The sequence below is a fragment of the Longimicrobium sp. genome, from assembly GCA_036389795.1.
In the GTDB taxonomy this organism is placed as follows: Bacteria; Gemmatimonadota; Gemmatimonadetes; order Longimicrobiales; family Longimicrobiaceae; genus Longimicrobium.
In genome coordinates this window covers 1-23,025 of the sequence record DASVWD010000106.1, presented here as the reverse complement: position 1 = coordinate 23,025, position 23,025 = coordinate 1, and the positions used below count along the sequence as shown (strand labels likewise).

Below are 23,025 nucleotides of genomic sequence, written 5' to 3'. Positions count from 1 at the left end.
GAAAAGGTCTCACACAGAGGGCACAGAGAACACAGAGGAACAGCGGAAGAGATTGAAGTTCTCTCCGTGTCCTCCGTGTCCTCTGTGTGATGCCAATCTGTTTCTCGCGAACCAGAACAATGCTCGGAAACGTGGTATCACGCAGAGGAGCAGAGTCAGCAGAGAACTCACCGCGGCGTGTGGTTTCTCTGCTGACCCTGCTCCTCTGCGTGAGAAATGCAGTTGTCTTTGCGGTTACGGGCGACGCGTGGTGATGAGGACCACGCCGTTGGCGCCGCGCATCCCGTACGCCGAGGTGGAGCCGATGTCCTTCAGCACCTCGATGCGGACGATGTCGTACGGGTTGATCCCGTTCAGCGCGCCGCCGGGACCCGCGTTCACGGGCATCCCGTCGACCACGTACAGCGGCTCGGCGTCGCCGTAGACCGAGGTGGTGCCGCGGATGCGCACCGCGATCCCCCCATCGGGCCGGCGGAAGACCTGCACCCCGGCGAAGCGCCCCTCCAGCAGTTCCTCGGCGCGCGCGACCCGGGAGTTCTTCAGGTCCTCCTCCGACACCGCCTGGCCGCCGCCGCTGGCGCTGCTGCGCTCCGGCCGGGCGCCCGGCTCCGGCTCGGGAGCCGCGTTGGGCCGGGCGCGTCCGCACCCGGCCGCCAGCGCCAGCGCCACCAGCGCCGCCATCCGCGCGAGCGCGACCTTCTCGCGGTGGGACATCGCTTCCTCCGGGGTCGAAGGATACCGCGGACGCGTCCCGAAAAACGCGGGGACCGGCCTTACCCTCCATGCTACCGAATCGCGCCCCGCCCGTCCAGCGTCCGCTACGGCCGCGGCGCCGCCGGCGCGGGCGGCGGGCCGGTCTCGGCCAGGAGGCCGGCCAGGCCGAGCCGCGCCCCGCGGATCCCCTGCACCGCCAGCGCCGCCATCACCTCCGCGCCGAGCGGCGAGAAGTGCGTGTTGTCTTCCAGGCCCTGCGGGTAGTTGGGGCTCTCGCCCGCGGCCAGGTGGAGGAAGAGGGTCTTCGACCGCTCGGCCCCGTACTCGCGGAGCACGCGCTCGCTGGCGCGGTGCATGTCGACGAGCGGCACCCGCTGCTCCGCGGCGACGGCGCGCACGAGGTCCGGGTACTCGCCGTGGGAGTCGTAGAAGGTGCCGTCCGCGCGGAAGCGGCGCCGCACCACGGGCGTCATCAGCACGGGGTTCGCCCCCTTCTCCCGCGCCTCGGCCACGAAGCGGGCCAGGTTGCGCCGGTAGTCCGCGGGCGGCGTGTAGCGGTCCACCTTGTCGGCCGACGCGTCGTTGTGCCCGAACTGGATGAACACGAAGTCGCCCGGCCTGAGCTCGTCGACGATCGCCCGCCAGCGCCCCTCGGAGAGGAAGGTGCGCGTGCTGCGTCCGTTGCGGGCGTGGTTCTGCACCCGCACGCGGTCGATGTCGAAGTACTGCTGCAGCCGCTCCCCCCACCCGGTCTCCGGCCGCCGGTTGACCAGCTTCTGCGCCATGGTCGAGTCGCCGGCGAGGAAGACCGTGACCGGCCTCTCCTGCAGGGCGAACCCGGCCAGGAGCAGGAGCGGCAGCGCGCGCAGGAATCTCATCGTGTGTCGGAGCTCGGCGGGACTGCTAGTGCTTCAGGCAGAAGTTGATCGCGATCTCGTCCCAGCCCGTCACGTTGCGCCGCCATACCCGCGGGGCGCGCGATGCAGCCTTCGCGGCCTGATATGCTCCCAGGAGCTCGGCGCCCGTGAAGGTGAGGACGACCGACCCCTCGCCCCCGCCCATCGCCTGGTCGAGCTTCCTGGGCGGCCGGATGTGCAGGAAGGTAACCGCGTGCGGCAGCGAGGAAGTGAAGACCTCGAACGCCCATCCGCCATACCCTGCGCAGAGATGGTCGATCTCCTTCTTCGCGATGTGCCTGTAGCTGTTGACGTTCTGGGTGAGGGCCACCACGTCCACTTCGGACAGCAGCTCCCAGTTGGTCCCGTCCGGGCCGAGCTTCAGGTTGTCGACGTGCCGGGTACCGCCCGTGATGGTGCAGCACTGGCTGCCTCTCCCGAACTGGTTCACGGGCCCGTTTAAGATTGGAGTGGGCATCTGTCCTCTGGCCAGAGAGTGGTTGGAGCAGGTGGGCTGGTGGGTGGACGAAGCGAGCGCTTCGCCCCATGACCGGTCAGGGGCGCGTCGCCGGACTTCCGATCGCCTGGATGTACGAGGGGAGGTCGCGTGCAGGGGAATGCGGCGGGAGTCCGGGCGGGTAAACACCTGATGCCGAAAAAATAGGCGCGGAGGGCGAATCGCGCAATCGCCCGCCGCGGGTGGGGAGCCCTGCCCGGCCGCCCACGTGCGGACCGCGGGCTTTTTCGGTGATTCCGGCCGCGGATCGACCCGCATCCGGGAGACGGCCTCACGGCTCGCGCGGGTCCCAGCCGCGGAGCACCTGCGCCGCCGTGTAGTACGCCGCCTCCGCACTGGTCAGCACGCGGCGCGAAGGGCTCGCGCGGGCGCCCGGGCCGGTGCTCCCGTACTCGAAGAAGCGCGAGCCCTCGGGCTCGAACCACACCCGCTCTCCCCCCGAGGGCGGGGTGGCGGCCATCCGCGTCCACCCGGCGGCGCTCACGTGGTCGTCCATCCAGCACTCGATGAAGACCGCGCTCCCCACCAGCTGCGGGTCGGCGCCCGGGTGCCAGGGGCGGCCCAGCACGACGGAGCTCGCCGACATCGCCGGCGACTCCCTGCGCAGTCGGCTGCGGATGAAGACCAGGCCGTAGGGGCGCGAGAGCGGCGTGCTCGGGGCGGTCACGTAGCCGTTGTTGTCGTCGTCGCCGCGGTCGAGCGAGACGATGTCGCAGTCCTCGAACACCGCCTGCCCCGCGCCGAAGATGAAGTCCACGCTCCCCAGGATGGTGCACCCCGTGAAGTAGCTGCGGCCCCCGTCGGCGAAGAGCGTGTCCTGGTGGCCGCGCAGGACGCAGTCGCGGAAGACGGCCCGGTCGCTGGCGCTGTCGGTGAGCACCGCCACGCCCTGCGAGCCCACCAGCTTCGTGGGGTCACCCTCCGGCTTGCGGCGGTTGGCCATGTAGTCGAAGGCGTTCTCCACCGTCATCCGCTCCAGCCGGAAGCCGGGCGCGGCGACGCGCAGCGTGAAGCTGCCGCGCGTCCCCCACGTCCCGCCGCCCGGCGCGGGGTGCCCGGCCGCCGCGTCGTAGGTGAGCACCGTCCCCTCGCGGCTCTCGCCCACGAAGCGCACGTTCGGCCGCTCCACCGAGAGCTTCTCGCGGTAGCGCCCGTCGCGGATGAAGATCGTGTAGGCGTCGGCGCCCCCCGCCGGCGCCGCCGCGAGCGCGCCGCCGATGGTGCGGAACGTCCGCACCCCGCCCACCGGCGCGCCCTCCGCCCCCGCGTGCCGCGCGTCCACCACCGCCGAGTACGGCGGAGCTTCCGGCGGCGCTCCCCGTGCCGGAAGGACCGAGGCGAGCACCAGGACAGCGGCCGCGAAGAAGCGGAAGAAGGGTTTCGGCATGGGGTGTTGGGATCTGTGACCATATTGTTCCGATATAGAACAATAGAGGGGAAAATGATAACAGATCCCGCCGTCCGGGCGCAACGTGCACCGGGTCGAGTCCTTCCCCGGAACAACTGGCCTGGGCGTTCGCGGGATTCGCTCACCTTGGAGCGAGGCCATCTTCCGGCGCCGGGGTGCGCCTCCATCTCCGCCGTCCCTCGCCTGGCCCGTCCACCGACTCTGCCGCCCGGCGGAGAATTTCGTCCAGCCTGACCATCCATTCCCTCGACGCGCCGCTCCACCACGCCCGCCGCTGGCGCGTCATCCCCTCAGATCTGCGAGGCAACCATGTTCGGCCTGGAATTCCTGGAGATCGTCATCGGGCTGATGTTCGTCTACCTGCTGCTCTCCCTGCTGGCGACGGCGCTGAACGAGTACGTGGCCGCGCTGCTCAACCTGCGCGGCAAGGAGCTGGCGCGGGGCCTGGGGCGGCTGCTGGACGACATCGACGACGACGACGCGGTGAAGAAGGCGCTCGACGGCATCGGGGCCGGGGCCGGCGCGGCGGCTGCCACGCTCACGGAGCAGTTTTACAACCACCGGCTCATCCGGCCGCTGGCCACCCGTCGCGGGTGGTTGTTCCGCGGGAAGAACACGCCGCGGCTGCCGTCGTACATCCCCGCGCGCACGTTCGCCATGGCGCTGCTGGACGTGCTCGGCTACGACAAGCCCGCGGCGGACGACCCTGCTCCCTCGGCCGGCACGCAACAGGACGCGGTCGTGAAGATCATGAAGATCCTCAAGAACGAGTCGCCGGTGGACGTCGCCGAGCTCAAGGGGCTGCTGGCCGCCATCAACGTGCCGGATCCGCTGAAGGCGCAGCTGCTGGCGGCGCTCACCGGCGCTCAGAACCGCCTGCAGCACCTGCACGACAGCGTGGAGGTGTGGTTCAACAACGCGATGGACCGCGTGTCGGGGGCCTACAAGCGGACGGTGCAGGGATGGCTGTTCGCGCTGGGGCTGCTCATCGCCTCGTGCTCCAACGCCGACACCATCGACATGTGGCGCCGGCTGGCCGCCAACGACGAGCTGCGCAAGGCCATGGCCCAGCGCGCCGCCCAGCTCCTCCCCACCCTGGAGCCGCAGGTGCGCCGCCCTGCCCCGGCCGACACCATGCCGGCCGACACCACGCAGCCCGACACCACCGGAGTGGACACCACCGGGGAGGTCGCCCCTCCACCGCTGACGGACACCACGCCGCCCGATACCGCGGCGCCCGACACGACGGCGCCCGACACCACGGCGCCGGACACCGCAGGGAAGGATACGACGGGAGCGGACACCACGGCCGGGCCGATGACCCCGGCGGATTCCGCGTGGCAGAGGTTCAAGGTGACGAAGAGCCAGCTGGACAGCATGGAGCTCACGCTCGGGTGGACCAGGGAGCAGGCGAGGAACGCCGGACTGTGGCGGGTCGGCGCCGACGCCCCCGACTGGTTCCCGTTCGACCGCTGGGGCTTCTGGCTCAAGCTGCTGGGCGTGCTGCTGACCGCCATCGCCATCTCGCTGGGCGCGCCGTTCTGGTTCGACCTGCTGAACAAGGTCATCAGCATCCGCGCGGCCGGCCGCTCGCCGGAGGAGAAGCCCAAGTCGCCCGAGGGCGGCCCCAAGCGCACGGCGGAGCACACCCCGAAGTAGCTCCGGATCGAGACGCCGCCTCGCCCGACGACGAGAACGGCTGCGCGGACCGCGCAGCCGTTCCGCGGAATCCAGTCAGGGAACGGTGCAACCGGCGCTGTCGCCGTAGCGCGCAGCCGGCACCCTCGTCCGTTTCGCCCCCGTCCGGCCGCACGCCGGGCGGGGGCGCGCGCGTCTGGCGCGGCGGCGGCACGGCAGTTGTTCAAGAGCGGACGTCGGCCCGGGCGAGCACGTCCGGACCCGATCCCGTTCTTTCCCACACGCCCGGTGCAGATGGCCGACTCCGCGGCTCCACGGGGGGTGCGCGCGCCCTCCGTTCTCATCCTGGCCGCGCTCCCCGCGCTGGCGCTGATGGCGGGCGCCTCGCTCAACCGCCGCTGGGTGGCGCGGGTGGCGCCGGACCGCCTGCTGCGGCGCGGCGTGCGCCTGGTCTTCGGCGCGGCGGTGGTGCTCGGCGCGCTGGCGTGGCTGGGGATCGGCGGGGTGGCGGGGGTGATGGCGCCGATGATGGCGTACATGCTGGGGATGGGCCTGGTGCAGCCGAACGCGACCGCGGCCGCGCTGGCGCCGCACGCGCGGCTGGCGGGGGTGACCTCGTCGCTCATCGGCAGCGTGCAGACGGCGATGGACGCGCTCTCCGGCGCGCTGGTGGGCGCCTCTACGACCACACCCCGCGCTCGCTGGCCACCGCCGTGGCCGTCGCCGGCGTGCTGACCCTGCTCGTGCACCGCGCCGCCCGCCCCGACCGCGCCGCCGCCGAGGAGGAAGCCGCCTCCCCGCCCCTCGCCGCGGAGGCGTAGTGCCATCTTGCCGAGCATCATTCGGGATCAAAGGATCCGTAAACAGAAATGCCTCACACGGAGGACACAGAGGACACAGAGAACTTCGATCGCGTCTTCAGTTCCCTCCGTGTTCTCTGTGTCCTCTGTGTGATTCCAATCTGTTTGGCACCAGAACCATGCTCGGCAACCTGGTATGAGGATCTGGACCGATCCTACAGAAAGGAAGGCCTCATCTTCGGTCCTGAACGAAGCCCGGCAGAACGAGGTCACGGCGTCGAGAGCCCGCGCAGGATCGTCGCTTCCCCGACGCAGCCGTCGCCGGCCGTCGCTCAGCCGCGCAGAGCGGCGGAGAGCCGGGGGAGGACGGCGCCGAGGCGGCCGTCCACCTTGACCGCGGCGACGTCGTCGGCGCGGGTGGGGCCCAGGTTGACGACGGCGATGGGAACGGCGTCCTCGCGGGCGCGGTAGACGAAGCGGCGCCCCGAATAGACGGCGAGCGACGAGCCCGCCACCAGCAGCACGTCCGCCTCGCCGTACAGCCGCCAGGCGTCGTCGACCCGTTCGCGCGGCACGTTCTCGCCGAAGAAGACCACGTCCGGCTTCATCGTCCCGCCGCACCCCTCGCAGGCGGGAACGCGGAAGCCCTCCATCGCCCACGCGGGCAGCTCGGCGTCGCCGTCCGGCGCCAGCTCGGCCGCGCCGCGCAGGCGCTCCGCCCACGCGGCGTTCATCTCCAGCAGCCGGGCCTGGAAGACGTCGCGGGGGACGGCGGCGCCGCACGCCAGGCAGCGCACGGACGCGAGCGACCCGTGCAGCTCCACCACGCGGCGGCTCCCGGCGGCGTGGTGCAGGCCGTCCACGTTCTGGGTGATGATGCCGCGCACGGCACCGGCGTCCTCCAGCTCCGCCAGGGCGCGGTGGCCCGCGTTCGGGCGCGCGGAGGCGAGGCGCCGCCACCCCGCCGTGCTCCTCGCCCAGTACCGCGCGCGGGCGGCCTCGCTGCGCACGTACTCCTGGTACTGCACCGGCTTGCGCGCGCGCAGGCTCCCCTCCGGCCCGCGGTAGTCGGGGATGCCGGACTCCGTGCTGCACCCCGCGCCCGCGAGCACGGCCACGCTCCGGCCGCGCAGCAGCTCCACGAGCGGCCGGATCGCTTCGGCTTCGGTTGCGGCGGAGTCGGCGGGCATCGGCGATCGGGTGCGGTGGTCCTGCGCCCCGGACGGGCGCGCGGTCCCTGCTACCCGGTGGGCCGGATCGCGTTCGCAAGAGCGTCGAAGCCCCGCCCCAGCGACGCGTCGCCAGGACGGGGCTCCGTCGCGGCCCCGGCAGCGGGCTTACCCGCCCATCGGGGGCCGGCTCAGGCCGGCTCGGGGCAGTCGACCTCCGTGCAGCCGCGCTCGGAGATGCACCGGTCCACGGCGGAGGGGTCGCAGTTCGGCCCCTTGCTGCACTCGCGCGACGTCGGACAATCCAGCGCCGCCGACGGGCAGTTGGTGCCCTGCGTGGGCCGGCACTCGGCGAGCTCGCTGCAGCCGCGCGCCGACGGGCACGCGTCCACCGCCGAGCAGTCCGTGTCCTGCAGCCCGGTCTTCCCCTGCTGCCGGCCGCGCACCGTGCCGAACCCCGGCACCGCGACCTCGTCGGTCGCGAACGACTGCACCGCCAGCACATTCAGGTCCAGCGTGAGCTTTTTCATCGTCTCCTCGCATTCCGGCTGGTGAATGAAAACGGCCGCCTCCGATCCGGCGATTCATCGCAGGCAGCTACAATATTCGGCGGGTGTGGCGACGGAACAAGAAAGACGTGGTCGCGCGGCCTCGAAGACGCGTCCGGCACGGTGAAGAAAGCGTGGACGGAGGTCCCGCGGCGACGAGCCGCTTGCGCTCCGCGAGAGTTTGCTTTACGATACAAAGAGCTTGGCGATACGGCGCCCTGCCGACGAGGGAGCAAGCTCCCGGGACCGGTCCGCTTTACATACCTCGCAGTGCTATGTATAATGGTGTTATGTATGCAGGTGAGAGATCCGGGGCCGCGTCGCCGCTCCGCCCGGACGGCGGCCACTCCTTGCGGAGGGAGGAGTCCATCGGACCGATGAGCATCAACAAGGACCTCGTCGCGGCGTCGTCGACGCCCCTGGTGCTGGCGATCCTGGCCGAGGGGGACAGCTACGGCTACGCCATCCTGAAGCGGGTTCGCGACCTCTCCGCCGGCGAGCTCGAGTGGACGGACGGGATGCTCTACCCGGTGCTCCACCGGCTGGAGCGCTCCGGGCTGGTCGAGGCCCGCTGGGACCAGGCGGAGACGGGCAGGCGGCGGAAGTACTACCGGATCACCGAGGCCGGCCGCGAGCAGCTGGCCGAGGAGCGGCGCCAGTGGCGCACGGTGGACCAGGCGCTCCGGAACAGCTGGTCGGGGCTGGCCGAGTTCGTGGCCGGCAGTGCATCTCCGTTTTCCCTTCCCCAGTGGGGTTGAGCGTATGGACCGGAACCAGAACGACGCCGCGGCGGAACCGCTGGAGCAGCAGATCGAGGCGTGGCGCACGCACCTGCGCAGGAGCCGGGCGATCACCCGCCCGGACGCCGCGGAGCTGGAAGACCACCTCCGCGAGCAGATCGCTTCCCTCATGGGCGACGGGCTGTCCGAGGACGAGGCGTTCCTGGTGGCGGTCAAGCGGATGGGGGCGATCGACGCCCTGACGCGGGAGTTCGCCCGGGAGCATTCGGACCGCCTCTGGAAGCAGCTCGTCCTCTCGGGCGACTGGGACAGCGGCGCGGAGCCCGCCGGCCCCTACGGCTCCCGGAAGATGTGGGTGGCGCTCGCCCTGGCCGTCGCGGCGGCCGTGGCGATCAAGGTCCCCGCGCTCTTCGGGGTCGACTTCGACCCCGACCGGAGCCTCTTCTACCCGCTCAACATCAGCTTCTTCACGCTGCCGTTCATCGCCGCGTACTTCGCCTGGGAGCGGCCGCTCCCGCGGTCGGGCAGGCTGGGGCTGGCCGCGGTCTTCGCCGTGGCGGCCGCGGTGGTGAACGCATTCCCCTTCCGGGCGTCGCCGGAGGCAGACACGCAGATCCTGACGATGCTGCACCTGCCCATCGCCCTGTGGCTGGGCGTGGGCGTGGCCTACGTGGGCGGGCGCTGGCGAGGGAGCGAGCGGCGGATGGACTTCGTCCGCTTCACGGGCGAGCTGTTCATCTACTACGTGCTGATCGCGCTGGGCGGGGGCGTGCTCGTCGGGATGACGTTCGCCCTGTTCCAGGCCATCGGCATCGACGCGGAGCCCCTGGTGGGCGGCTGGATCCTGCCCGCCGGCATCGTGGGCGCCGCCGTGGTCGCCTCGTGGCTGGTGGAGGCCAAGCAGAGCGTCATCGAGAACATGGCGCCCGTGCTGACCCGGATCTTCTCGCCGCTCTTCGCCCTGCTCTTCCTCGCCTTCATGGTGACGATGGTGGTGACGGGACAGGGCCTCGACCCGGAGCGGGAGATCCTCATCGTCTTCGACTTCCTGCTGGTGGTGGTCTTCGCGCTCCTTCTCTACTCGTTCTCCGCGCGGGACCACCTCGCCCGCCCCGGGCTCAACGACTGGATCCAGCTGACGCTGGTCGGGACCGCCCTGCTGGTGGACCTCCTGGCGCTGTGGGCCGTCGGGAGCCGGATCTCGGAGTTCGGGTCCACGCCCAACCGGGTCGCGGCGCTGGGCGAGAACGTGGTGCTGCTGGGGAACCTGGCCGGCTCGGCCTTCCTGTACGTGCGGTTCCTCCAGGGCCGCGTCGCCTTCTCGCGCCTGCTCGGCTGGCAGACGACCTACCTCTACGTCCTCGCCGGGTGGGCGGCGGTCGTCGCCTTCCTCTTCCCGCTGCTGTTCGGATTCCGCTGAACGGCACGTCGAACTCGTCTCATCCACCAGGGGAGATCCAATGAAGCTGCTGCTCGTCGCCGTTTCCGCCCTCGCCGCCGCGTGCGCCACGGCCGCGCCCGAAGCCCCCGCGTCCGCTGCGCCCGCGCCCGCCGCGCCCGCGCAGACCCGGACCGCCGACGCGGGACCGGGCGTCTACGAGGGCACGTATGCGCTGCAGGGTGCCAACCGCGTGATCGACCTGCGCGTCTGGGTCGACGCGCAGGGGAGGCTGAACGGAGAGCTGGTCGGCCTGGGCCAGCAGACGACGTTCCGGCCGACGGACACCGAGCACAGGTTCCTGCACGCCACGCGGGACGACGTCTGGTTCCTGTTCACGGTCGAGAACGGGCGCGCGACGAGTGCGACGATGCACCAGGGCACCCGCGAGATCAGCGGGCCGCGCAAGCCGTGACGGTCCAGCGTCGCGCCGCCGTCCGCAACGGAGCTCGAGTGCACAGGGAGAAAGACGGTATGCTGAAGCTCGCCAACGCCCGCGCGTCCCTCGTCGCGCTGGCCGTCGTATCGCTGGGTGCGTCCGCCGCGGCGGCGCAGCCCGGCCCGGCCCTGGTGCAGAGGCTGGACTCCATCGCCGGCTCCGGCGTCGTGGAGAACCGCGCCGCCGGCACCGTGGCCGCCGTCGTCCGCGGGAGCGACACCCTGCTCTTCAAGGCGTACGGCAGGGCCGACGTCGAAGGCGGCGTCCCGATGCCGGTGGACGCGATGTTCGAGATCGGCTCGCTCGCCAAGCAGTTCACCGCCGCCGCGGTCCTGCAGCTTCGCGACCAGGGGAAGCTCAGCCTCGACGACGACGTCACGAAGTGGCTCCCGGACTTCGACACCCGCGGCAACCGGGTGCCCCTGCGCCGGCTGCTCGACCACGCCTCCGGCATCGTCGGCCTCACCGAGATCCCGGAGTTCCGCGGCCTGGCCACGAACACCAGCTTCCCGCGCGATTCCGCGTACGCGCTCATCAAGCGCCAGCCGTTCCAGTTCCCGACGGGGACGGCGCAGGTCTACAACAACTCCGCCTTCTGGCTCCTCGGCCTCGTCATCGAGAAGGCGAGCGGGATGACGTACGAGGACTACGTCGAGAAGAAGATCTTCGAGCCGCTCGGGATGACACGCTCGATGTACTGCCACAGCTCGGAGAACGTCCCCCGCCGCGCGCTCGGGTACCGCATCCAGGACGGCGCCGTCCGCCGCGCGCCGGCGAACGTGCACACGTGGCCCTTCTCCGCCGGCTCGATCTGCTCGACGGCGGGCGACCTGGTCACGTGGCTCCGGGCGCTGCACGGCGGGAGGGTGCTCCCGCCCGCGTCGTACGCCGAGATGGTCGCGCCGTCGAGGCTCGACGACGGAACGCCGCTCCGGTACGCGATGGGGCTCCAGGTGGGCACGGACTTCCGCGGCCTCCGGCACATCGGCCACGGCGGCGCCATCACGGGCTTCTCCGCGCACGCGGCCTGGTATCCCGACGCGGAGATGGCGGTCGTCGTCCTGATGAACAGCTCGAGCAACCTCGATCCGGGCGCGCTGGCCGGAGAGCTGGCGGCCGAGGTGCTCCCGGGGACGCGGCCGGAGCCGGCGTGGTTCACGGGCGACGCCTCGCCGCTCGTCGGCCGGTACCGGGGCCCGTCGCGCGGCCGCGACATGGTGGTCGAGGTGACGCAGACGCCGCAGGGGATCGCGTTCTCGGTCAACGGCTCTCCGGCGCGTCCGCTTCCGTGGATCGAGGGTTGGACGTTCCGCCGGGGCGAGGCGATCCTGACCTTCCGCCGCGGCGGAGACGGCGGCCCGGCGACGGAGCTGCGGTACGACGCGGGGGGTGGGTACTACATCCTCAGGCGCCGGTAGACGCAGCCATGGAACTGAGCATTCGCGGCGTCTCCAAGACGTACCCCAACGGCGTGCGGGCGCTGAAGGACGTGACCCTCACCATTCCCGCGGGGATGTACGGCCTGCTGGGCCCCAACGGCGCCGGCAAGTCCACGCTGATGCGCATCCTGGCCACCCTGCAGGAGCCGGACGAGGGGAGCGTCCGCCTGGGCGACGTCGACGTGCTGGAGCAGAAGGACGCAGTGCGCAGGACCCTGGGCTACCTGCCGCAGGAGTTCGGCGTGTATCCGAAGGTGAGCGCGGAGGAGCTGCTCGACTACTTCGCGCTGCTCAAGGGCATCGGCGAGCGCCGGGCGCGAAAGGCGGTCGTGGAGGCGCTGCTCAGGCAGGTGAACCTGTGGGACGTGCGCAGGCAGAAGCTGGGCGGCTACTCCGGCGGCATGCGGCAGCGCTTCGGCGTGGCCGTGGCGCTGCTCGGCAGCCCGAAGCTGATGATCGTCGACGAGCCGACGGCGGGGCTCGACCCGGCCGAGCGCGTGCGCTTCCTGAACCTGCTCTCCGAGGTGGGCGAGAACAGCGTCGTCCTCCTCTCCACGCACATCGTGGAGGACGTGAGCGAGCTGTGCACGCGGATGGCGATCATCGACCGTGGCGAGATCCTGCTCGAGGCCGAGCCGCTCGGCGCGATCGGGGAGATGAGGGGCCGGATCTGGCGCAGCGTGATCGAGAAGCGCGCGCTGGCGGGGCTTGAGCGGGAGCACGCGGTGATCTCGACCAAGCTCCTCGCCGGGCGCACCGTCGTGCACGTCTATAGCGACGCGGCGCCCGGCCCGGGCTTCGAGCCCGCCGAGCCGGACCTCGAGGACGTCTACTTCAGCACGATGGCGGGGCACATCGGCCGGCGCCGCGGGGAGCCGGCGGCGGCGCCATGAAGCTCCTCGGGGTCTTCCGCTTCGAGCTCGCCTACCAGGTACGCCGTCCCTGGCCGTGGCTCGCCATGGCGGTCCTGGTCGTGTTCGCGTTCTTCAGCACGAGGATCGCGATCGTCCCGGTCACGCTGCCGCAGGACTTCATCCTCAACTCGCCCTTCATCATCACGGCGGTCACCGTGTTCAGCTGCCAGATCTGGCTGCTGATCTCCCCGATCGTCGCGGGCGAGGCGGCCGCGCGCGACGTGCACGCGGGGCTCCATCCGCTCGCGTACACGAGCCCGGTCAGCAAGGCCGAGTACCTGGGCGGCCGCTTCCTCGCCGCGCTCGTGCTCAACGCGTGGATCCTGCTCGGCGTGCAGATCGGCAGCCTCCTCGCCGTGTACGCGCCCGGGGCGAACCCGGACATCGTCGGCCCGTTCCGGCCGGCCGCGTATCTCGCCGCGTACGGCTTCATCGGGCTGACGAACGCGTTCATCGCCACGGCGATCCAGTTCTCGCTGGCGCTGCCGAGCGGCCGGCCGATCGCGGCGTACGTCGGCAGCATCGTCCTCTTCTTCCTCTCCTACCCGGTCACGTTCACGCTCTACCTGTCGGGGCTGGGGAAGCGGGCGCTGATGGCGGATCCGATCGGGATCATCGCCATCATGAACGAGATGATGTCGGAGTGGACCCTCGTCGAGAAGAACGTCCGCATGTTCACGCTGCAGGGGCCGATGCTCTGGAACCGGCTCCTGTGGCTCGGCCTCGCGCTCCTGGCGCTCGCGCTCACCTGCCTGCGCTTCCGCTTCGCGCACCGCACCGCCACCGACCTGCTGAGCCGCATCACGCGCCGGTTCACCGCGACGGCGCCCACGCCCGACGCCGCGCTCGCGCCGGCCGCGATCTCCGTCCCGCGGGTGCGCCAGTCGTTCGGCTTCGCGACGCAGGCGCGCCAGACGCTGGCGATCGCGCGGTCGTCGTTCTGGACGATCGCGACGAGCCTGCCCGGGCTCTTCCTGCTGGTGGCGTTCCCGATGTTCGTGGTCCTGGTGCTGGCGACGGAGACGCAGCACTGGGGCATCCCGCTGCTGCCGCGCACCGGCTACCTGCTGTCGAAGCACATGACGGCGCCGCTCACGCAGGCCACGGATTTCCGGGTGATCGTACCGCTCCTCATCATCTACTTCGCCGGCGAGCTGGTCTGGCGGGAACGGGATGCGGGCCTGGGCGAGAACGTCGACGCGACGCCGGCGCCGGAGTGGGTCCTGTTCCTCGGCAAGCTCCTGGGGCTCGGCGCCGTGCTCGCCGCCTACATGCTGAGCCTGACCGCCGCCGGGATGATCACCCAGGCGCTCCTCGGCTATCACGACTTCGAGCTCGGCCGGTACGCGCGGATCCTGTTCGGGCTCCAGCTCCCCGAGTACCTGCTGTTCGCCGTGCTCGCCTTCACGGTCCACGCGGTGGTGAACCAGAAATACCTCGGGCTGCTGGTTTGCCTCGTCGCGTACTTCTACCTGATCTTCGCCTCGTTCCTCGGCATCCACCACAAGCTGCTCGTCTATACGGCCGGCCCGGAGTGGTCCCTCACGGACATGCGCGGCTTCGGCGGGTCCCTGGGCCCCTGGCTGTGGTTCAAGCTCTACTGGGCGGCGTGGGCGCTGCTGCTGGCCGCGGCGGCGCGGCTGCTGTGGGTGCGCGGCCGGGAGCCCGGCTTCGGAACGCGGCTGCGCCTCGCGCGGCGTCGCTTCGATCGCCCGACCGCCGCGATCGGCGCGGCGGCCGCCGGGCTCGTCCTCGCCCTCGGCGGCTTCGTCTTCTACAACACGAACGTGCTCAACGAGTACGTCACCGACGACGAGCTGGTGCAGCGCCGCGCCGAATACGAGCGGCGGTACGGGAAGTACGAGGGCGTTCCGCAGCCGCGGCGGACGGCGACGAAGCTGCACGTCGAGATCCACCCCGGGCGGAGGGCCGCGACGATCCGCGGCAGCTACCGCCTGGTAAACCGCGACGCGGTGCCGATCGACTCCGTGCACCTGGAGCCGGCGTTCTACGTCGACACCCGCGTGAGGTTCGACCGCCCCGCCCGGCGCGTGGTCGCGGACGAGAAGCTCGGCCACGACATCTACGCCCTGGAGAGGCCGCTGCAGCCTGGCGACTCGCTGACGCTCAGCTTCGAGGTGGAGTTCGAGCCGCGCGGCTTCCGCAACGGCGGCTTCCCGAAGAGCGGGGCGGGCATCGCGATCCTCCCGAACGGCACGTACTTCACCAGCGGGGCGCTGCCGGTCGTCGGCTACCAGCCGCTGCGCGAGCTCTGGAGCGCGGACGACCGGCGCAGGCACGGCCTGCCGCGGCAGGTCACCCTGCCCCCGCCCGGTGACATCGATCCGAATACGACGGCGGGCGCCGCGGCTACCTTCGAAGCCATCGTCGGCACCGACGAGGGTCAGGTGGCGGTCGCGCCGGGCGAGCTGCGCCGTACCTGGAGCGAAGCGGGGCGCCGCTACTTCCATTACGTCAGCGACGTCCCGATCAACGGCCTGGAGGTCTTCTTCTCCGCCGACTACGCGGTGCATCGCGAGCGGTGGAGAAACGTCGACGTCCAGGTCTACGTCCACCCGGGACACGCGGAGCACCTCGAGCGCCTGCTCCGCGGCGTGCGGGCGTCCCTGGACTATTACTCGGCGCAGTTCGGCCCCTATCCGTACCGCTTCCTGCAGGTCGTCGAGCAGCCGGGCAACTTCGTCGGCATGGGCGTCGACGGAAGCGGCGTCGTCACCGGCGGGGAGGGCTTCTTCCAGCTGGATCCGCGGGACGACGGCTTCGACGCGATCTTCGAGATCGTGGCGCACGAGATGGGACACCAGTGGTGGGGGATGCAGCTCAAGCCCGCGTTCGCCGAGGGAGGCGGCGTCATCTCCGAGAGCCTCGCCTGGTACTCCGCGATGCAGCTCGTGAAGAACGTGAAGGGCCGGGAGGCGCTGCGGCGGTTCATGAGCTTCATGCGGGAGCCCAACCCGTGGCCGCCGATCCGCACGGGGCTGCCGCTGCTCCGCGCGATGGACCCCTGGGCCAACTACCGCAAAGGGCCCTACGCGTTCCACGCGCTCAGCGAATACGTGGGCGAGGAGCGCGTGAACGGGGCGCTGCGCACGCTGGTGGAGAAGAAGGCGTCGTCCCTGGCCACCACGCTCGACATGTACCGGGAGCTGCAGGCGGTCACGCCGGACTCGCTCAAGCCGCTGCTGCACGACCTCTTCGAGGTGAACACCTTCTGGACGTTCGATACGAAGCGGGCCACGACGGTGCGGACGCCGGCGGGCGCCTGGCGGGTGACGCTCGAGGTGGAGGCGCACAAGGTCGTCGCCGACAGCGCCGGCGTCGAGACGGAGCTGCCGGTGACCGAAGCGGTGGAGATCGGGATCTTCGCCCCCGCCGCGCCGGGCGAGATCCTGGGCAGGACGCTCTACCTGCGGAAGCACCGCATCCGCTCCGGGAGGCAGACGATCACGGTGATCGTGCCAGAGAAGCCCGCCCGGGGCGGCATCGACCCGTACAACCTCCTCGACTGGGAGGAGGGCGACAACATCGAACCGATCGAGGTGGAGGGCTGAGGACCGGGGGTACCCGCGTTATGTCACAGGAGAGTGTCATGCCAGAGGTTCGCGAACCGGGTCGTGGAATGGCGGCGGCGGCTTTTCTTTTGTTCGTCTCAGGCGTGAGCGGTTGCGAGGCAAAGCCATACGACGTCGAAGAGGGCCTGAGCTATGACCCGGCCATCGGTTACCATGGAACGTTCGATTTCTACGAACCCAGGTCGGATGGCGGTCGTGCAGGCCGGCCGGCCATCCTGGCCATCCACGGCGGAGCGTGGAGGGGTGGCGATAAGGCCTGGGGCGAGCAGTTCGCAAAAGAATTCTGCCCGTTCGGGTATGTCGTCTTTTCGATCAACTACAGGCTCTCCAGTCGACCCGACGGCACGTGGCCGGCGCAGATCCAGGATGTTCAAAACGCGCTGAAATACATTCGCGCCAATGCACGTCGATTTGGAATCGATCCCACGCGAATCGCCTCGCTCGGCGTTTCGGCCGGTGGTCACCTGGCGACGATGGTCGCGCTGCGTGACGATCCCGCGGGCCCGGACGGAAGAGTAGCCGTCGCCATCAACCTCGACGGAGAGCACGACATGACGATGGCGCCTGAGCAGGTGATGGACGACTTCGACGATATCCTGACGAAAGTGATGGGTCACGCCGCTCCCTGGTCCGAAGCCGAGCTGCGCGACATCTCCACGGTCACGTTCGCACGGCCTGATGTTTCGGTTCTCACGGTACATGGAGCAGGTGATGACAACGTGTATGTCATGCAGGGCGAGCGGATCACCGCGGAGCTCCGATCGAGAGGCGCCGAGGCCGAATTCATCCGGCTCGAGGGGAAAGAGGGCGACTGTCATACGGATTGCTGGAAGGTTCCCAGGGCAAGGAATGCGATCCATCGCTTTTTAGCGCGCAAGCTTTCTCACGACAGCAACCGTTCGTCGAGGACCATTCCGACACGAGATCGCCACCAGGTGATCAGGGTCTCGCATGCGATCCGTGACGTGCTCGGCGTGGTGAGCAGCCGGAGAGCTTTCACCGAGAACGGCAAATCAGGAGGCAGTGGATGAACGCTGGGAACATTGCCAGGCGCCTGAGCGGCGCGGTGAAGAACGCCGTGGTGTGGGGCGTCGTCTGGTTCACGCTCGCCTTCGCGATCATCATCGGGCTCCGCACGATCGGCGTCGTCGTCCCCGCGGAGATCGGCGTGCTGGACGCGATCGGCATGGCCATACGGGTCGGCATCGTCGGCGGCGTCGCGGGGGGCGCCTTCGCCGCGTTCATCAGCCTGTTCTATCGTGGGCGGCGGCTGTCCGAGATCAGCTGGGTGCGCTTCGGGCTCGGCGGCGCGATCGTGGCGGAGCTGTTCGTGCTCGCGTTCTTCGCGGTCGGCAACCTGGCGTCGGGGGACGGGTTTCCGGCGCTCGGCGACATTCTCTCCGATCTGGTCATCGCCGCGGTGTTCGGCGGGATCGCGGCCGGCGCGTCGATGTGGCTCGCCCAGCGCGCGGACGCCCTTCCCGGCGGCAGCGAGGACGCGCTCGGGAGCGAGGATGCGCCCGGGCGCCTGGGTGGCGGAGATCCCCTCGCGTCCGTGGGAGCGAAGGACGCTCGGCAGCGCGAGCCCCGCCCGTCGGACCGCTAGGGTCAGGTGGCCGTGGAGCCGTTCATCGACCAGGGCTGGAAGCTGAGCCTCAGCGAACAGGAAGAATCAACCGATGACGAACAGACTCGCCGCCCGCATGCGCTCGCTCCGTTTCTCCGGGCTGGACTTCAAGGTCGGGCTCCGCATGCTGGCGCGGTATCCGGGCCTCACCCTGGTCGGCACGGTGGCGATCGCGGTGGCCATCGCGCTGGGCACGCTCTACTTCGAAGCGCTGAACAAGTGGCAGAACCCGCGGCTGCCGGTCCGGGACGCCGGCCGCGTGATCTCGATCCGCAACTGGGACGTGAGCGCGCTGGCGACCGAAAGCCGATCGCTGCACGACTTCGCGATCTGGCGCGAGCAGGTCGGGACGGTGGACCACCTGGGCGCGGCGATCGCCTTCGTGCGCAACCTCGCCACCGAGGACCGGCGGGTGGAGCCGGTGCGGGGAGCGGAGATCACGGCCAGCGCGTTCCGGCTGCTGGGGACGGCGCCGGTGCTGGGCCGCACGCTGACGGAGCAGGACGAGCAGCCGGCGGCTCCGCCGGTGGCCGTCATCGGCCACGCGCTGTGGAAGACGCGCTTCGCGGGCGACCCGGGGGTGGTGGGCCGCACGGTGAAGCTGGGCACCGCCACCGCGACGATCGTCGGGGTGATGCCGGAAGGCTTCGGCTTCCCCGTGAGCCAGCGCATCTGGACGCCGCTGCGCGTGGACGGATCCACGCTCGCGCCGCGCACGGGGCCGGCCGTGTCGATCTTCGGCCGCCTGGCCCCCGGCGCGTCGCTCGACGATGCGCGGGCCGAGCTGGGCGTCATCGGGGCGCGCATGTCGGCCAGCCATCCGGAGACGCACCGGCACCTGAGGCCGCGAGTCACCACGTACGCCAGGCCGCTCACCGAGGGCGGCCCGGGGCTCATGATCCGGAACGTGCTGTACCTCGTGAACGGCATCTTCCTGACGCTGCTGGCCATCGTCTGCACCAACGTGGCCACGCTCGTGTTCGCCCGGACCGCCACGCGCGGCTGGGAGATCGCGGTGCGGACCGCGCTCGGGGCCAGCCGCGGCCGCGTCGTCACGCAGCTGTTCATCGAGGCCCTGGTGCTGGCCGCCGTCGGGGCGACGCTCGGGCTGGTGGTCGCGAAGCTCGCGCTGCGCTGGGGGCTGGGCCTGCTGGCCGGCAGCGAGGGGATGCCGTACTGGATCGACGACGGCCTGTCGTGGAGAACCGTGCTGTACGCGGCGCTGCTCACGGTGTTCGGCGCCGCGATCGTCGGCGTCCTGCCGGCGCTGCGGGTCACGAAGGTCAACGTGCAGGACGCGCTTCGCAGCGAGGGCGCGGCGCGCTCCGGGCTCCGCTTCGGGGGCTTCTGGACCACGGTGATCGTCGCGCAGGTCGCGATCACCGTCGCGCTGCTCCCGCTCGCCGCCGGCGGCGTGTTCGAGTCCAACCGGTTCCGGCAGAGAGCGGAAGGGATCGGCGCGGAGAGGTACCTGACCGCGAGCGTGGACATGGACCGCGAGGACTACGGGGCCGATTCGGCCGCGTTCGCCGCGCGCGCGCGCCTCAGCTTCGACGAGCTGGAACGGCGGCTCGGCGCGGAGCCGGGCGTCGAGCGCGTCGCGTTCGCCGACCGGCTGCCGGTGGAGGACCAGTTCAAGTACCAGATCGAGGTCGACACGGCGGCCGGCGCCCCCGCGGCCGGCCTGCGCACGAGCACGCTCGTGCACGTGTCCCGCGGCTTCTTCGCCGCCTTCGGCACGTCGGTGGCCGCCGGCCGGGACTTCGAGCCGCTCGACTTCGAGACCGGCCGCGTGATGATCGTGAACGAGTCGTTCGCGCGCCACGTGCTGGGCGGCCGCAACCCGGTCGGTCAGCGCGTCCGCATCGTGGGCGGCGAGGACGACAGCGTCGCCGGCGAGGACTGGTACGAGGTCGTGGGCATGGTCAGGGACTTCGGCTGGCAGCTGCCCCGGCCGCCCGAGCAGTCGGCGATGTACCGCCCGCGCCTGCCGGCGCCGGGCGCCGGCATGAGCCTCGCCGTGCGGCTGCGCGATCCGGAATCGTTCGCCGCGCGCCTGCGCACGGTCGCCGCCGAGGTCGATCCCATGATCCGGCTGACCGACGTCCAGCCGCTCGCCAGGGTGGGGGGCGGGGAGGCGGCGTCGAACTGGGCGCTGACCTCGGTGGCCTGGCTGATCGGGTTCGTCGTGCTGCTGCTGTCGGCGACGGGCATCCATTCGCTGATGTCGTTCACCGTCGCGCGGCGGACGCGCGAGATCGGCATTCGCGCCGCGCTCGGCGCGAGCCCGGGCCGCATCGTGGCCGGCATCTTCTCGCGCGCGTTCCTGCAGATCGGCGCGGGGCTGCTCGTCGGCAGCGGACTGGCCGCGCTGGCGGGCCTCGGATCGACGCGCCAGGTCCTGCTCCTCCTCGCCGCGGACGGCATCATGCTGGTCGTGGGGCTCACGGCGTGCGCGGTGCCCCTGAGGCGCGCGCTCAGGATCGACCCGACGGAGGCCTTGAGGGCGGAAGGCTGACGCGACCCTGCGCGCGCAGGGCCGTCGTCGACGCGCAACCGATGTCGTGGGGGTGAAGGCGAAGCGCGGAGGGCGCCTTCCGCTGCTTGCCCGTAGGGAGCAGATTGCATCGTTCGCCGCAGCCACCCGCCCACTCCGTACCCCTGGACCCGAGGTCATGTCAGAGGCCCAATCCCCTGCCTGGATGCAGGCACTGCTGCCGTACGCCGAACGCAGCGACTACCGGGTCCCGCTCAAGGTCCCCATCCACATGCCCAGCGGCCGGATGATCAACGACGTCGCGGGGGTGTACCTGCGCCTTCCGCGCTGGGAGGGCCCTCCGTTCGCCGACGACTTCGGCAAGAAGGCGGCGGGCATGGTGGAGCTGGACGGCGAACACCTGTTCGCCGAGCTCGCGGTGCTGCGGCTGCTGGAGCGCGAGGGGTGGAGCGGGCGGTGGGTGAACACCTACAGCGCCGGGGGCGAGGTATGGAAGTATCTCACCCGCTGGGACGACGTGCCTCGCGCCGAGCAGCGGAACCGCGTCATCGAAGACGAGGATCCGCGCGTCGTGCTCGCCGGGGTCGCGCGGCGGGCCAGGAAGCGCTACGCCGGGTGCTGGGACGTGTTCGCCTGGCGCGGCGACGACTTCGCCTTTCTCCAGACCAGGCGCGGCGCGCCGACGGCGAAGGCGGAACTGGGAGCGGCCCAGGCGGAGTGGCTGCACACGGCCCTGCTTTTTGGAGACGCCCGGATCACGCTGGCGTCCTTCGCCGTCGTGCACTGGGATTATCGCTGACCAGCCGGGTTGCCGCGGGAGCGGACCGCGCCTCGCCCCGATGGACGGCCGGGTGGAGACCAGGGCAGCGAGCATGGCAGGAGCTTCGATGGACGCGACGTGGGACGAGCACTACCGCCTGTGGTCGGAGGCCCGCCGCGGGCCGGGGCAGGACGTCGGTCCGCGGCTGCAGGCGGCGCGGAGGCGCGTCGCCCGGAACACGCCGGGCGACTGGCGGTGGCTCACCGAGGCACTGGCCGACGCCGAGCGGAAGTGGTTCGTCGCGGGCGTGTTCGAGCGCCACCCGGTCCCCGGGCGGCTGCTGGGCCCGATGCTGCGCGCCGGGGTGCTGGAGCGGAACCCGAGCTTCAACCGGCTGTTCATCGAGCCGTGCGTGAAATCCCTCGGCGGGCGGCGGGTGCTGGAGGAGCTGCTGCGATACCTGGAGGGCGGGACCGACGCCGAGAAGGCCGGGGCCGCCAGCGCGCTGTACTGGGCCGGCGGCAACCCCCGCAACGAGGAGCTGGGCGAGCTGCGGGAGCGGCTCCGGTGCCGGATGCTGCGGGAGTTCGTCGGCAACCCGGACCTGGACGTCCGCCGGCGGATCGTCCCCATGCTGTGGCTGGAGCCGGAAGCGTATCCCGAGGAACTGCGGCCGCTCGTCCCGGCGGCGGTCGAGATCGCCCGATCACACCCGGACGAGTACATCCGGCACCGGGTCGAGGTGCAGCTGGGGGCCGGCGGGCCGCTCATGGCCCTCCCGGACACCGGAGCGGGGTAGCGCCGAACGATCGCCGCGGCGGCCGGGGCGGTGGTGCGCGGAGCGCCGGGCGGCGGGTAGAGACGCAGTCACCGGATGGATCGCATGCTCGAATCCGGGCGGATCGTCATCCTGAACGGGGCGCCCCGGTCGGGGAAATCATCGATCGCGGCCGCCGTCCAGGACCAGCTCGACGGCATCTGGATGAACCTGGGGGTCGACGTCTTCGCCCGGCACGTCACGCCCGCTCGGTATCGGCCCGGGATCGGCCTGCGGCCCGGCGGCGAACGCCCCGACCTGGAGCCCTTCGTGGTGGCGTCGTATTCGGCGATGTACGACTCGATCGCGGCGCACAGCCGGTCGGGCCTGAACGTCGTCGTCGATGTGGGGCACCACGATGCTTATTCCGTACGCCGGAACATTCTCTCCAGGTGTCTCGAGCGCCTGGAAGGGCTTCCGGTCCTGCTCGTCGGCGTCCGCTGCCCCATCGAGGTGGTCATGGACCGGCGCCGGGCGAGTCCGGCGGGCAGGTACGTCGTCGGCTCGCCGGACGAGCCCGTGCCGGAGCCGGTTCGTCGCTGGCAGCGCGAGGTGCACGAGCCCGGGATCTACGATCTGGAGGTAGACACGTCGCGGTTGAGCCCGGAGGCGTGCGCGGCCCGGATACGGCGGTGTCTCGAGGCGCCGCCGAGGCCGACCGCCGTCGAGCGGCTTCTGGCACGCGCCGATGCCGGGGGCCGGAAGTGATACCACTTTGCAGAGCATCGTTCGGGTACAGCTTTCTGATAGAGCATCACACAGAGGACACAGAGGACACAGAGAAACTTCAATCGCGTCTTCAGTTCCTCCGTGTTCTCTGTGTCCTCTGTGTGATTCCCAATCTGTTCGGAACCAGAACAATGCTCGGCAATCTGGTATGACATGATTCGCGAGAGGACCGGATTGCACACTGATTCCTGAAATTCGGTATGATCCTTGGTTATTCGCCTGAAATCAGCATTGGAGGGCATAGAACGAAAGAACCCATGTCGCATCTTCTTGAGCCGCGGTAAGATGGGTGGTGTCGAAGCAACCATCCGTCCGCGAACCCTCGAAAGCACGACATGGGTG

20 protein-coding genes are annotated in these 23,025 nt (G+C 70.6%); 14 read left to right on the top strand and 6 right to left on the bottom strand.

Features of this window, described 5'->3' with window-relative positions; genetic code table 11:
- Window positions 1-234: 234 nt before the first annotated feature.
- The 4 genes from VF746_14465 to VF746_14450 all read right to left on the bottom strand — a co-directional run bounded on the left by VF746_14465 (window position 235) and on the right by VF746_14450 (window position 3,514).
- On the bottom strand, window positions 235-714 hold the full coding sequence (locus VF746_14465; GenBank protein ID HEX8693623.1) for a TonB-dependent receptor plug domain-containing protein: 480 nt from the start codon (window positions 712-714) through the stop codon (window positions 235-237).
- 104 nt (window positions 715-818) lie between these two features.
- On the bottom strand, window positions 819-1,592 hold the full coding sequence (locus tag VF746_14460; protein ID HEX8693622.1) for a rhamnogalacturonan acetylesterase: 774 nt from the start codon (window positions 1,590-1,592) through the stop codon (window positions 819-821).
- Between the two features lie 25 nt (window positions 1,593-1,617).
- Window positions 1,618-2,088, bottom strand: coding sequence for a hypothetical protein (locus VF746_14455; protein HEX8693621.1), 471 nt, complete (start codon window positions 2,086-2,088; stop codon window positions 1,618-1,620).
- 310 nt (window positions 2,089-2,398) lie between these two features.
- Window positions 2,399-3,514, bottom strand: a complete 1,116-nt coding sequence (locus VF746_14450; protein ID HEX8693620.1) for a pectinesterase family protein — start codon at window positions 3,512-3,514, stop codon at window positions 2,399-2,401.
- A gap of 330 nt (window positions 3,515-3,844) precedes the next feature.
- Here VF746_14450 and VF746_14445 point away from each other — a divergent pair, with 330 nt between their 5' ends.
- Both VF746_14445 and VF746_14440 read left to right on the top strand, forming a co-directional pair.
- Entirely contained in the window at window positions 3,845-5,194 is a 1,350-nt protein-coding gene (locus tag VF746_14445; protein ID HEX8693619.1) for a hypothetical protein, read from the top strand.
- Between the two features lie 273 nt (window positions 5,195-5,467).
- Entirely contained in the window at window positions 5,468-5,908 is a 441-nt protein-coding gene (locus VF746_14440) for a hypothetical protein (GenBank protein ID HEX8693618.1), read from the top strand.
- A 397-nt stretch (window positions 5,909-6,305) separates the two neighbouring features.
- On the opposite strand, the gene VF746_14435 is transcribed toward VF746_14440, so the two are convergent.
- The gene (locus tag VF746_14435) at window positions 6,306-7,163 is read right to left on the bottom strand and encodes an NAD-dependent protein deacetylase (GenBank protein HEX8693617.1); all 858 of its coding nucleotides are present in this window, start codon (window positions 7,161-7,163) and stop codon (window positions 6,306-6,308) included.
- A gap of 170 nt (window positions 7,164-7,333) precedes the next feature.
- A complete protein-coding gene (locus tag VF746_14430; protein ID HEX8693616.1) occupies window positions 7,334-7,672 on the bottom strand; it encodes a hypothetical protein in 339 nt (112 codons plus the stop codon).
- A 395-nt stretch (window positions 7,673-8,067) separates the two neighbouring features.
- Here VF746_14430 and VF746_14425 point away from each other — a divergent pair, with 395 nt between their 5' ends.
- The 12 genes from VF746_14425 to VF746_14370 all read left to right on the top strand — a co-directional run bounded on the left by VF746_14425 (window position 8,068) and on the right by VF746_14370 (window position 22,662).
- A complete protein-coding gene (locus VF746_14425) occupies window positions 8,068-8,448 on the top strand; it encodes a helix-turn-helix transcriptional regulator (GenBank protein HEX8693615.1) in 381 nt (126 codons plus the stop codon).
- Between the two features lie 4 nt (window positions 8,449-8,452).
- Window positions 8,453-9,850, top strand: a complete 1,398-nt coding sequence (locus VF746_14420) for a permease prefix domain 1-containing protein (GenBank protein HEX8693614.1) — start codon at window positions 8,453-8,455, stop codon at window positions 9,848-9,850.
- 40 nt (window positions 9,851-9,890) lie between these two features.
- Window positions 9,891-10,283 (top strand): hypothetical protein, encoded by a 393-nt coding sequence (locus VF746_14415; protein HEX8693613.1) that lies wholly within the window; start codon window positions 9,891-9,893, stop codon window positions 10,281-10,283.
- Window positions 10,284-10,342: 59 nt separating this feature from the next.
- Window positions 10,343-11,725, top strand: coding sequence for a serine hydrolase domain-containing protein (locus tag VF746_14410; GenBank protein ID HEX8693612.1), 1,383 nt, complete (start codon window positions 10,343-10,345; stop codon window positions 11,723-11,725).
- Between the two features lie 8 nt (window positions 11,726-11,733).
- The gene (locus VF746_14405; GenBank protein ID HEX8693611.1) at window positions 11,734-12,639 is read left to right on the top strand and encodes an ABC transporter ATP-binding protein; all 906 of its coding nucleotides are present in this window, start codon (window positions 11,734-11,736) and stop codon (window positions 12,637-12,639) included.
- Complete coding sequence (locus tag VF746_14400) at window positions 12,636-16,232, top strand: hypothetical protein (protein HEX8693610.1); 3,597 nt, start codon at window positions 12,636-12,638, stop codon at window positions 16,230-16,232. Before VF746_14405 ends, VF746_14400 begins: the two co-directional genes overlap by 4 nt.
- Window positions 16,233-16,270: 38 nt before the next feature.
- Window positions 16,271-17,284 carry an alpha/beta hydrolase gene (locus VF746_14395; GenBank protein HEX8693609.1) on the top strand — a complete coding sequence of 338 codons (1,014 nt, stop codon included), beginning with the start codon at window positions 16,271-16,273 and terminating at the stop codon, window positions 17,282-17,284.
- Entirely contained in the window at window positions 17,281-17,859 is a 579-nt protein-coding gene (locus tag VF746_14390) for a hypothetical protein (GenBank protein HEX8693608.1), read from the top strand. Before VF746_14395 ends, VF746_14390 begins: the two co-directional genes overlap by 4 nt.
- 73 nt (window positions 17,860-17,932) lie before the next feature.
- On the top strand, window positions 17,933-20,398 hold the full coding sequence (locus tag VF746_14385) for an ABC transporter permease (protein ID HEX8693607.1): 2,466 nt from the start codon (window positions 17,933-17,935) through the stop codon (window positions 20,396-20,398).
- 184 nt (window positions 20,399-20,582) lie between these two features.
- Window positions 20,583-21,176 (top strand): hypothetical protein, encoded by a 594-nt coding sequence (locus VF746_14380; protein HEX8693606.1) that lies wholly within the window; start codon window positions 20,583-20,585, stop codon window positions 21,174-21,176.
- 88 nt (window positions 21,177-21,264) lie between these two features.
- Window positions 21,265-21,936: a hypothetical protein gene (locus VF746_14375; protein ID HEX8693605.1), complete on the top strand. Its 672-nt coding sequence runs from the start codon at window positions 21,265-21,267 to the stop codon at window positions 21,934-21,936.
- Between the two features lie 75 nt (window positions 21,937-22,011).
- Window positions 22,012-22,662: a hypothetical protein gene (locus VF746_14370; protein ID HEX8693604.1), complete on the top strand. Its 651-nt coding sequence runs from the start codon at window positions 22,012-22,014 to the stop codon at window positions 22,660-22,662.
- Window positions 22,663-23,025: the final 363 nt, after the last annotated feature.

Coding starts and splice junctions, on each gene's coding strand:
- VF746_14410 (HEX8693612.1), top strand. CDS start 10,343: ATGCTGAAGCTCGCCAACGCCCGCGCGTCCCTCGTCGCGCTGGCCGTC.
- VF746_14425 (HEX8693615.1), top strand. CDS start 8,068: ATGAGCATCAACAAGGACCTCGTCGCGGCGTCGTCGACGCCCCTGGTG.
- VF746_14460 (HEX8693622.1), bottom strand. CDS start 1,592: ATGAGATTCCTGCGCGCGCTGCCGCTCCTGCTCCTGGCCGGGTTCGCC.
- VF746_14395 (HEX8693609.1), top strand. CDS start 16,271: ATGCCAGAGGTTCGCGAACCGGGTCGTGGAATGGCGGCGGCGGCTTTT.
- VF746_14390 (HEX8693608.1), top strand. CDS start 17,281: ATGAACGCTGGGAACATTGCCAGGCGCCTGAGCGGCGCGGTGAAGAAC.
- VF746_14385 (HEX8693607.1), top strand. CDS start 17,933: ATGACGAACAGACTCGCCGCCCGCATGCGCTCGCTCCGTTTCTCCGGG.
- VF746_14420 (HEX8693614.1), top strand. CDS start 8,453: ATGGACCGGAACCAGAACGACGCCGCGGCGGAACCGCTGGAGCAGCAG.
- VF746_14415 (HEX8693613.1), top strand. CDS start 9,891: ATGAAGCTGCTGCTCGTCGCCGTTTCCGCCCTCGCCGCCGCGTGCGCC.
- VF746_14405 (HEX8693611.1), top strand. CDS start 11,734: ATGGAACTGAGCATTCGCGGCGTCTCCAAGACGTACCCCAACGGCGTG.
- VF746_14455 (HEX8693621.1), bottom strand. CDS start 2,088: ATGCCCACTCCAATCTTAAACGGGCCCGTGAACCAGTTCGGGAGAGGC.
- VF746_14445 (HEX8693619.1), top strand. CDS start 3,845: ATGTTCGGCCTGGAATTCCTGGAGATCGTCATCGGGCTGATGTTCGTC.
- VF746_14440 (HEX8693618.1), top strand. CDS start 5,468: ATGGCCGACTCCGCGGCTCCACGGGGGGTGCGCGCGCCCTCCGTTCTC.
- VF746_14435 (HEX8693617.1), bottom strand. CDS start 7,163: ATGCCCGCCGACTCCGCCGCAACCGAAGCCGAAGCGATCCGGCCGCTC.
- VF746_14400 (HEX8693610.1), top strand. CDS start 12,636: ATGAAGCTCCTCGGGGTCTTCCGCTTCGAGCTCGCCTACCAGGTACGC.
- VF746_14465 (HEX8693623.1), bottom strand. CDS start 714: ATGTCCCACCGCGAGAAGGTCGCGCTCGCGCGGATGGCGGCGCTGGTG.
- VF746_14430 (HEX8693616.1), bottom strand. CDS start 7,672: ATGAAAAAGCTCACGCTGGACCTGAATGTGCTGGCGGTGCAGTCGTTC.
- VF746_14375 (HEX8693605.1), top strand. CDS start 21,265: ATGGACGCGACGTGGGACGAGCACTACCGCCTGTGGTCGGAGGCCCGC.
- VF746_14450 (HEX8693620.1), bottom strand. CDS start 3,514: ATGCCGAAACCCTTCTTCCGCTTCTTCGCGGCCGCTGTCCTGGTGCTC.
- VF746_14380 (HEX8693606.1), top strand. CDS start 20,583: ATGCAGGCACTGCTGCCGTACGCCGAACGCAGCGACTACCGGGTCCCG.
- VF746_14370 (HEX8693604.1), top strand. CDS start 22,012: ATGGATCGCATGCTCGAATCCGGGCGGATCGTCATCCTGAACGGGGCG.